This window comes from Catenibacterium faecis, from assembly GCF_014306455.1.
In the GTDB taxonomy this organism is placed as follows: domain Bacteria; phylum Bacillota_I; class Bacilli_A; order Erysipelotrichales; family Coprobacillaceae; genus Catenibacterium; species Catenibacterium mitsuoka_A.
Genome location: NZ_JACRWG010000130.1, coordinates 1 through 1,546 on the forward strand (window position 1 = coordinate 1; position 1,546 = coordinate 1,546).

The 1,546-nt window shown below is 35.8% G+C and carries 2 protein-coding genes; both read right to left on the reverse strand.

The window, feature by feature from the left end; all coding sequences use genetic code 11:
• Positions 1-80: 80 nt before the first annotated feature.
• Positions 81-1,178 (reverse strand): IS3 family transposase, encoded by a 1,098-nt coding sequence (locus H8909_RS13040; RefSeq protein WP_187013131.1) that lies wholly within the window; start codon positions 1,176-1,178, stop codon positions 81-83.
• Positions 1,130-1,546, reverse strand: a 417-nt coding sequence (locus H8909_RS13045) for an HTH domain-containing protein (RefSeq protein ID WP_369409847.1), incomplete at its 5' end; no start/stop codon positions are given. The genes H8909_RS13040 and H8909_RS13045, both read right to left, overlap by 49 nt.

Genomic DNA, 1,546 nt, shown 5'->3' on the forward strand with positions numbered 1-1,546 from the left:
TATTCACTAAGATGGATGATTTTGGCTTTGCATCATTAAGCAATAATGATATAGATATAATCAGAAGTCATCTATGCAGATTATCTGATGGACTGTTTGAAATGAGTTATTCTTTGAAGGATAGCTACTAATTTCTCGAGCGTTGAGTTTCTATCAAGATTATTTCTTACCTGTCTGAATTTTTCCTTATATTCATCAGGCTCCTTTGCGATATGGTTGAGTGGGTACTCACCAGTCATGTAATATTCTAAGTATTCATTTGGTGAAAGCTTGGCTAGATTGTACTGATAACGATCATTGTTGTAATAAACCATATAGGAATCTATTATTTCCTTTAGTTCTTCGTATGAGCCGGCATTCTCTGTATATCTGCCTATCTCATCTTTCATATGTCCGAAGAATGATTCCTGGGGAGCGTTGTCCCAGCAGTTTCCTCTTCTTGACATTGACTGTCTGATTTCCAGGCTCTTGAGTAAATCAATAAACTTAACACTTGTATAATGCACACCCTGATCACTATGTATCAGAGCATCAGTATGAATATTATGCTTATGTTTACTGTAAAGCTGATTGATTGTCTCCAGGACAAAGTCTACTTCTAAAGACGGTGATAATACATATGCAAGAATCTGCTTTGTGAAGCCATCCTTTACCACTGATAGATAGGCTTTAGATCTTTTATGACCGTAGAATAGATAAGTAATATCTGTTTCAAGCACATATCCAGGACCGTACTCCTCGAAGTGTCTGTTTAGAATATTATCCGCATAATTTGATGTTTTCATTGCCTTAGCCATTCTTCTTGCAGGATTGGCTTTTCTTATTGGGCAGAATAGACCGTATTTCTTCATCAGTCTTGAAATCTTTTTATGATTCATCATAATGCCCATGTGAAGAAGACGCATATGAATACCACGTCTACCTTTGTCATATCCTTTGAACCTGTATGCTTCTAAAATCAGTTCAAAATCCTTACGGTCTTGCTCTTCTTTTTCGCTTATGAAACTTTTTCGTTTCTTCCATGAATAGAACCCACTTCTTGAAACACCTGCAGTATCACATAATGCTGAGACACTCAGATTATTACTAGGTGATTCAAGAGTTCTATCTATCAGTTTATATTTTTCTCTTACTGTTTGTCCTTCTGCAGTTTTAATATTTGCTTTCTGTTGATAAATCTCACTCTTTTTAAAAAATCGTTCTCCTGCTGGAGAATTTTATTTTTCTGCTTAAGCCTTTCTAGCTGTTCCTCAATGGTAAGATTCCTTGTAGAAGGTCTTCCGGATTTTGTGCCTCTGGTATCCTTGAATCCTTCTTCCCTTGCTGCTTCTTTCCTTACACGATCTGTGAACTTGAGAGTTCGACTAGATCCTAACATATGAGGATCAAATCCATACTTTCTAAATATGTTTCCAGGCATCATGCCATTCTGTAAATCAATCCAGAAGAGTTCTTTGAATTCTTCTGAATAGGTTATGCTTTTGATAGATACTTTCTTTACATATGGATTCTTTTCGAGTTCCTTTACTTGTTCATCACTAAAATA